The organism is Phytobacter sp. V69 (assembly GCF_965644215.1).
GTDB lineage: Bacteria > Pseudomonadota > Gammaproteobacteria > Enterobacterales > Enterobacteriaceae > Phytobacter.
In genome coordinates this window covers 1-7473 of record NZ_CBFFRL010000209.1, presented here as the reverse complement: position 1 = coordinate 7473, position 7473 = coordinate 1, and the positions used below count along the sequence as shown (strand labels likewise).

The following is a 7473-nucleotide window of genomic DNA, read 5'->3' as shown; positions in this document are numbered from 1 at the left end:
CGCTACGCAAAAAATACGGCCTCATTTCTCGCTGCCGTCCAGATCAGATGCATCGCTCTCTGGGCTAAAATCTTGTGGCGACACTATCTAGAACTACACAGACTCGCTATAAATACTAATAAGTATCTCAGCATATTTCCCCCTCATATGAACAAATCAGGGGAATAGTAAAAGAGAAAAGTATAGTCAGAAAATAAATAACAGAAAACTCTCCATGACATCTGAGTTCGTTATGCCGATATAAAAAAAGATCCTGATGTTTAAAAGTCTATGTTATTCATAAGTTTTTTCTGCCGATAGTTTATAAAATCTTATTGTGTCAAATAAAAAAACACACATCTTTTTGGTAAAAAACGTGTACTTTTTTGCAAAAAATGTGCGTCTTGCGGGTGGCAGTGTTACGAGAAAATGTTTAATAAATCACACTGACATTGATCGTATCAGTATAAACACCAGGCATAACCGTGGGATTATTTCCGCCCCCCCGAATGCGACCATACAACGTGTAATAGTCTACACCGTTGGCAGAGGAAGCGCGTGGCAGCGGTGAATTATTGGCAATTTCCGTGCTAAAATTACTGTCGCTGGAAAGGCTGTAAGCCACTGCCTGAGTCGTATTGGTCGCGCTGCGCAGGTAACGGGCGATGCTCCCGGGCGTACCGATAACCGTAGCCGGTGCGGTGGTGTTGGTATTCCCCGTCACCACCACGCGGTAGCTGCCAGTTGTACACTGCACACCAATGGCATTACCTGCAGCGCCAGAACCGGAAAGTTGTGTTGTGAGCTGTGTAAACGTTGCAGAGCTTTCACCAAAATTGAGACTGCCTAAGTTAATACCATTCTGATTGGTTGAACCGTTGATCAGACAGCCATTAGACAGCGTTAAGCTTACGCCAATCGTGCCACTGCTGGTTGCAGCCCAACTATGGCCCAGCGATAACAAAGAGAGACAGCTCAGCAGAATAAGTTTTCTTTTCATCTCATTTAACCGTTCGGGAAATGCCGCAAGTTATTCATAACGCTATAAATAAATTTTAAAGAATCGCATTTCCATAGCGGACTGACATCAGGTCATTCTTTAAATACAGTAAAGATGAAACTGCAGAAATAAAAATAGCGAACTAAATCAACGCACATAATATGCTGACGCGAGATTTAACTTAAGTCACAATCAAATAAACCTGATTGAAAAACACTCAGCAAATAATATAACAAGTTAAGCAGGAAGAAAACGTTATTTACATGCACTGAAATATCGTTAAAAAATGGAGATGAATGAGAGGCAAATGTTAAAAGCTTAATCGGGGATGTGTTGATAAATAAAGAAACTCTCCTGCGCTCAGGCAGGAGAGTTTTGTATGCTTTACGCGACGTGAGTAGCAGCGATATCCAACAGCGCCATCTCTTCGCTGTTGAGCAGTTTTTCGATGTTCACCAGAATCAGCATACGCTCGCCGAGCGCACCGAGACCGGTCAGGTATTCGGTGGACAGGGTAACCGCGAACTCCGGCGCCGGACGGATTTGATCCGCTGCCAGCGACAGCACGTCAGACACGCCATCAACCACGATACCGACGACACGTTGACCAAAGTTCAGCACGATCACTACGGTGTTATCGTTGTACTCAACGTCAACCTGGCTAAACTTCACGCGCAGGTCAACGATAGGAACGATAACGCCACGTAAGTTAGTGACGCCTTTGATAAAGTCAGGAGTATTTGCGATACGGGTGACCTGATCGTAGCCACGAATCTCCTGCACTTTCAGAATATCGATACCGTATTCTTCATCGCCCAGGGTAAATACCAGGAATTCCTGACCCGATGGCTCGCCAGCCAGTTTTGTTACATTGCTCATACCGGTCATGTTTTTACCTTTTTAACTCAATCAGGCGGCAGTGTACGCCACACGTTGTTCACGGTTTAATCCCTGTAGTGCCGAAACATCGACAATCAGCGCAACGCTACCATCACCAAGGATGGTTGCCGCGGAAATACCCGGCACTTTGCGATAATTGCTTTCAAGGTTTTTCACTACTACCTGATGCTGACCAATCAACTGATCGACCAGCAACGCATAGCGACGACCCGCACTTTGCAGGATGACGACAATCCCCTGCGTGGCTTCGGTTTTCGCGCCATTAACATCAAATACTTTCCACAGTTCCACCAGCGGCAGGTATTCGCCACGCACTTCCAGTACGCGCTCGCCACCGGCCAACGGGTGCAAATCCTCTTCGCGCGGCTGTAGTGATTCCATCACAGCGTTCAGCGGCAGGATGAACACTTCATCGCTCACTTTCACGGACATGCCGTCAAGGATCGCCAGCGTCAAAGGCAGCAGAATGCGAATCGTGGTGCCCGCACCCTGGCGTGATTTAATCTCAACGTGGCCGCCCATCTCCTGAATGTTACGTTTCACCACGTCCATCCCCACGCCACGACCAGAAACATCGGTAACCTGCTCGGCGGTAGAGAAGCCCGGGGCGAAAATGAGCATGCCGACATCTTCATCGGACATGTTTTCATGCACGTTCATGCCCTGCGAAATGGCCTTAGCCAGAATACGCTCACGGTTCAGGCCCGCACCATCATCGATCACTTCGATACAAATATTGCCGCCCTGGTGTTCCGCAGACAACGTCAGGTTACCCACCGGGGATTTTCCTGCCTCTACGCGTTTCTCAGGGGTTTCGATACCGTGGTCAAGGCTGTTACGCACCAGGTGCGTTAACGGATCGATAATACGTTCGATCAGACTCTTATCCAGTTCCGTTGAACTACCAATCTGCGTCAGCTCAACCTGTTTATCCAGCTTGCTGGCAAGGTCACGGACCAGGCGCGGGAAGCGGCTGAATACGTATTCCATTGGCATCATACGGATGGACATGACCGATTCTTGCAGATCGCGCGCGTTACGCTGCAACTGGGTCATGCTGGTAATCAGGTCACCGTGGGTCACCGGATCCAGTTCATTCGACCGCTGGGCCAGCATCGACTGGGTGATTACCAACTCGCCAACGAGGTTAATCAACTGGTCAACTTTTTCGACCGCTACGCGGATGCTGGTTGACTCACTGGCACGTGCCTGTTTCTCACGTCCTGCCGGTTGCTCTTTAGCGACCGCTTTCAGCGCCGGGACAGGTGCAGCCTGCACGGCCGGAGCGGGTGCGGGTGCTTGCTCGACAGCGGCTTCTTCAACGGCGTCAACCGGTGCGCTTTGCGCAGGAGCGGCGGCGGCGGTTTCAAAAGCAATCTGGTCAGCTTCAATAACAAAGCAGAGCACCGCAATAATATCGTCCTGGCTGATGCCGCCATCCACCGTGGCGCTTAGGGTATCAGTCCCTTTGACAACATCGCTGAGCGTGCCGAGGTTGCCCAACTCTTCTTCGAGCAGGCCGACTTCGTTTTCTTTCAGACGCGACAGCACAATACGCAGCTTTCCGTCGTCTGCGGCACTCGCCGGAGCGGCGGCGCCGGCGTCTTGCGTGACGCTTTCAACAACGGATAGTTTGGCACCACTGGTCGCGGCCGGAACAACTTGCCCTTTGGCTTCCAGCGCTAATTGACGCAGCGCATTGCAGATATATTCAAAGCTGGCGGCATCCGGCTCCGTAGAGCTTTTATAGGCGTCGAGCTGTTCCTGCATAATATCTTTGGTTTCCAAAAACAGGTTAATGATGTCGGTGTTGAGTTGCATTTCCCCTCGGCGGGCTTCATCAAGCAGGTTTTCCATCAGATGCGTGGTTTCCTGCAAAATGGTAAAGCCAAACGTGCCTGCACCGCCTTTAATAGAGTGGGCTGCACGAAAGATAGCATTGAGTTGTTCGGAGTCCGGCGCTTCTGGCACCAGGTCTAACAAATGCTGCTCCATGTCAGCCAACAGCTCGTCAGCTTCATCAAAGAACGTCTGATAAAAATCGCTAATATCCATGCTCACGCAATCACCTCGACTCGGGTTGTGGCGATGTTGTAACTGCCGCCGCAGGCTCGGATGCTGGCGCTGGCGCCGCTTCTGCCTCCGGCTGTGTAATGACGCTTATTGGCACATTCTGGCTTTCGGCGTTTTCATGCAGAATGGCTGCTTCTGCTTGTTTGTTTAGCACCAACAGGCTGATACGGCGGTTGATCGCCTCGTTCGGTCCGCGCTCTGCCAGCCGCATTGTGGCTGCCATGCCAATGACACGAAGCATTTTTCCATCGTCGAGGCCCCCAACAACCAGTTCACGACGCGAGGCGTTTGCACGATCCGCGGAGAGTTCCCAGTTGCTGTATCCTTTCTCACCGTTGGCATAGGGATAGTCATCGGTGTGTCCGGAAATGCTAATTTTGTTTGGAATACCATTCAATATCGGTGCAATAGCCCGCAGGATATCGCGCATGTAGGGCTCAACTTCTGCGCTACCGGTTTTAAACATCGGGCGATTCTGGCTATCGATAATTTGAATACGCAGCCCTTCCTGAACGAGATCGATCTTGAGGTGCGGGCGCAATGCGCGCAATTTCGGATCGGCTTCGATCAGTTGGTCCAGATCGCCGCGTAATTTTTTCAGCCGCGAGTCTTCCATGCGTTTTTTTAATTCATCAATGTTCGGCTGCTTTTTAACTTCACCTTGCTGCTGTGTGTAGTCATCACCACCGCCCGGAATCGGACTGTCGCTATTCGAAATTCTGGGTCCGCCCGTCACCGCTGTTGCCAGAGGTGTACGAAAATATTCGGCAATCTGAATCAATTGTTTAGGGCTGGAAATAGAGATCAGCCACATAGTAAGGAAAAAGGCCATCATCGCCGTCATAAAGTCGGCATAGGCAATTTTCCAGGAGCCGTGTGCTCCCCCGCCATGCCCTTTATGTTTTTTGCGTCTTACGACGACGATAGGATGGGACTGATTTTTCATGCGTCCTCAGATGTTGTCTGTTGGTTCTGGTTTCTTACCGCGCGAACGTGTTCATCCAGCTCGACAAACGACGGGCGTTCGGTTGAGTACAGCGTTTTACGCCCAAACTCAACGGCAATTGGCGGCGCATAACCGTTCAGATTCGACAACAGTGTTATCTTGACGCACTGCATCATCTTGGTGGTTTCAGCACTCTTCTGACGAAGAACACTCGCCAGCGGAGAAACGAAGCCATAGGCCAACAAAATACCCAGGAAGGTTCCCACCATCGCATGTGCAATCAAGGCACCGAGTTCCGCAGCCGGGCGGTCCGCCGAGGCCAGGGTGTGAACCACGCCCATTACCGCCGCAACGATACCAAATGCAGGCAATGAGTCGCCGATGGCCGCCAGTGCGTTCGCCGGAACTTCAGCCTCGCTTTCATGGGTTTCGATCTCTTCATCCATCAAGGCTTCGATTTCGAAAGTATTCATGTTGCCGCTGATGATAAGTCGCAGATAATCCACGATAAATTCGAGCATCGTTGGATCCGCAAGAATACGTGGGTAACTGGCAAAGATTTCGCTTTCTTTAGGGTTTTCAATGTCCCTTTCCAGCGAGAACATACCCTGCTGGCGTGACTTCGCCATCAAGCGATACAACAATGCCAGGAGGTCCATGTACATACTTTTGGTGTATTTGGAACGACGGAACAGTAAGGGCAACGCTTTGATCGTACCCTTGATGGCCTTGCCATTGTTACCGACGATAAACGCGCCGATACCCGCTCCACCAATGATGAGAAGCTCCGACGGTTGATAAAGTGCGCCAAGGTGCCCGCCGGTCATCATATAACCGCCTAAAACCGCACCCACAACCACTATGTAACCTAATACGATAAGCACGACATCATCCTTCCGCTAATGACTATGGCAAGGAAGACAAATCGCAGGTTTTTCGCGAATGGCAGGGAAAAAAAAAGCAGCGGTATAACTTCACCGCTGCTGGAGTTTGTCCCACACCTTATTCGGTCAAACAGCCTGATCGATCTGTTCTTCCAGCAGTTGTGGAATAATATCGGCAGCGTCCCGGGAAAGTTTACGTCTTTTTACCGCACGAGAAGGCGGCTGGCATAAACTACAGGCGAAACTGCCAACAGGCTGATGCGCGTGGGTAATGAAATTACCGCCACAGCAATTACAGCGAGACAACTCCAGCATTCCGCTTTCCACGAAACGAACCAACGTCCACGCGCGGGTAAGAGCCAGCAGAGGCCCTTCCTCAGGTTGAGGGCATTGTTCGAGATAGAGTCGATAAGCTTTGATGACCGCATCAACGCCGCTGCATAACCCGGTTTTTAGTAAGAATTGCCAGGCATTACAGAACATTGAAGCATGAATATTTTGCTCCCACGTCATAAACCAGTCGGTGGAGAATGGCAGCATGCCTTTCGGCGGAGGACTACCACGCAGCTCTTTGTAGAGCTTGATGAGACGACCACGGCTTAACTGCGTCTCACTCTCCAGCATTTGCAAACGTGCGCCCAGCGTGATCAGCTCCATTGCTAACTGAATGTCGCGGGCTTCCTGAACAATACTTTTCTCGCTCATGATTACGCCCTTTTTTTCCGGGTCGATTCACCAGATTGGCTGGATTCGTTCAACAGGCGAGTAGAGAGCAGAATACCAGTGTGGATTTGCTGTAAATCATCCACGCGGGATTCCTGAGTCAGACGTGTAATTGTCTGGTGATTGTCAAAGCGAAACTGACAAATAACTTGATTTGTTTCAGCCAGCTTAACCATCTGCGGAAGTGTTAATTCTCCCAGCGTGTTAGCCATTTCTTCGTTAACGCCTAAGCGAAACATAGCGGACGCTTTGTCCTGACTGATCAAACGCTGAGCAAGGAGCAGATATGACAGATTGATGTCATAAATGTGTTTCAGCAACTCGGATGTATGCATTTTTCCCATCCCGAATAACCAACTTGTATCTTATGCGGTTGAACCGCGCCCCGTGATGTCGCCGGGAAAAACCCGGTATAAAAAGAAAGGCTAAATGCATAACAGACTTAGGATCTCGCGCGGCAGGTTTTCGCTCAAATGTTATTACCTTGCCACACTCTTAATCATTTCTTACAAAGAACTAAGATTTTTCCTAATTCGACGCAACTGTACTCGTAGGTGCTGAGACATACAATGTGACCTGAGTGAAATTTTGGAAAAAATGCGATCCACGTCACATAATTTACGCATTTCCTGGCAAGAAATCTATCAGTCTCGCTTCTGAATTGATTATTTTTTGTTCTATCAGACCTCTTTTCTATTCTTTTAATGCGAATACTCATTCATTTGAGCTATCAAAATGCGACAAACTGGTCAGACGTGTACTATGCTCAGTCGTTTAAATTCCTTAATATGTATCTAATAAAGATACATAAATAAATATTCATATAAAACAACAAATTACGTATTAAGTGATGCTTAATAATTGCTTTGCGGGATCATTGTAATTTTGTTAATCGGCGGATTCAACTCCGAAGTGCAACGCTAAGCCGCCAATCTTAGCTCTGCAAACACCACAGACGGTTGCCTGAA

General features: G+C 49.2%; 7 protein-coding genes. All 7 read right to left on the bottom strand.

Annotated features, from left to right (window positions below; translation table 11 throughout):
• Positions 1-412: 412 nt before the first annotated feature.
• The 7 genes from ACSZPU_RS21320 to flhD all read right to left on the bottom strand — a co-directional run bounded on the left by ACSZPU_RS21320 (position 413) and on the right by flhD (position 6840).
• Positions 413-979 carry a Csu type fimbrial protein gene (locus ACSZPU_RS21320; protein ID WP_499002909.1) on the bottom strand — a complete coding sequence of 189 codons (567 nt, stop codon included), beginning with the start codon at positions 977-979 and terminating at the stop codon, positions 413-415.
• A gap of 384 nt (positions 980-1363) precedes the next feature.
• Positions 1364-1867: a chemotaxis protein CheW gene (cheW, locus tag ACSZPU_RS21315; protein ID WP_499002907.1), complete on the bottom strand. Its 504-nt coding sequence runs from the start codon at positions 1865-1867 to the stop codon at positions 1364-1366.
• Between the two features lie 21 nt (positions 1868-1888).
• Complete coding sequence (gene cheA, locus ACSZPU_RS21310) at positions 1889-3940, bottom strand: chemotaxis protein CheA (protein WP_499002905.1); 2052 nt, start codon at positions 3938-3940, stop codon at positions 1889-1891.
• A 4-nt stretch (positions 3941-3944) separates the two neighbouring features.
• Entirely contained in the window at positions 3945-4898 is a 954-nt protein-coding gene (gene motB / locus ACSZPU_RS21305) for a flagellar motor protein MotB (RefSeq protein ID WP_499002903.1), read from the bottom strand.
• Positions 4895-5782 carry a flagellar motor stator protein MotA gene (motA, locus tag ACSZPU_RS21300; RefSeq protein ID WP_499002901.1) on the bottom strand — a complete coding sequence of 296 codons (888 nt, stop codon included), beginning with the start codon at positions 5780-5782 and terminating at the stop codon, positions 4895-4897. The genes motB and motA overlap by 4 nt, the downstream gene beginning before the upstream one ends.
• A gap of 126 nt (positions 5783-5908) precedes the next feature.
• The gene (gene flhC / locus ACSZPU_RS21295; protein ID WP_039078678.1) at positions 5909-6487 is read right to left on the bottom strand and encodes a flagellar transcriptional regulator FlhC; all 579 of its coding nucleotides are present in this window, start codon (positions 6485-6487) and stop codon (positions 5909-5911) included.
• Positions 6488-6489: 2 nt separating this feature from the next.
• On the bottom strand, positions 6490-6840 hold the full coding sequence (flhD, locus tag ACSZPU_RS21290; protein ID WP_499002911.1) for a flagellar transcriptional regulator FlhD: 351 nt from the start codon (positions 6838-6840) through the stop codon (positions 6490-6492).
• Positions 6841-7473: the final 633 nt, after the last annotated feature.